Consider the following 674-nt stretch of genomic DNA (forward strand, 5'->3'; position numbering starts at 1 on the left):
GTGGGTGGCTCCTTTCTTCTAGTTTAGTGATTGGGGTGCTAGGCCTAGTTGTAGGCATAGACTTCAGTGACTTTGGTTTCAGTGATTGGGTGCTTAACCAGCGTACCGACTGCGTCGCGCACCGCTGTCACATCTTCAAGTGAGGCATTAGCCACCACATGACCTAGGCTGACGTTTTCCTTCTTCTTGTTTTCGTCGATTGAGGTCATTTGGAGGGTGCCCTTAACGAATGATCGTGCCATTGTATTTCGCTCCTTTGTTTTGATTTGTAGCTACATATATAAATAGGGTCTGAGCGCCACATTTTTACGTGCTCACTTAGACACAACTTGCCTTTTTCGAAAAGAATTATCGTGAGCCCGGCCTGCTTCCTGGCAAAGCTCAGGGTTTTCTGCCCTTCTCCCTAGTTTCTGACCGGGCTAGTAGGGCACTAGCTCATGACAAATCCCCGTTTTCTGCCCTTTTCCTCAGTTTCTAGCCCAGCCAGTGGTCCACTCTTCAAAGTGGACCACTAGCTCCTGCCAAAACCCCGGTTTTCGGCCCTTTTCCTCAGTTCCCGGCCCAGCTAGTGGTCCACTCTCCAAAGTGGGCCACTAGCTCATGATAAATCCCCGGTTTTCGGCCCTTTACCCCAGTTTCCGGCCTAGCCAGTGGTCCACTCTCCAAAGTGGACC

At 50.7% G+C, this 674-nt stretch carries 1 protein-coding gene; it reads right to left on the reverse strand.

Going from position 1 to position 674, the window contains the following annotated elements; genetic code table 11:
* Positions 1 to 44 precede the first annotated feature (44 nt).
* Positions 45 to 242, reverse strand: coding sequence for a DUF1659 domain-containing protein (locus HMPREF3093_RS03955; protein ID WP_023391804.1), 198 nt, complete (start codon positions 240 to 242; stop codon positions 45 to 47).
* Between the last annotated feature and the right edge of the window lie 432 nt (positions 243 to 674).

The sequence above is a fragment of the Abiotrophia sp. HMSC24B09 genome (assembly GCF_001815865.1).
In the GTDB taxonomy this organism is placed as follows: Bacteria; Bacillota; Bacilli; order Lactobacillales; family Aerococcaceae; genus Abiotrophia.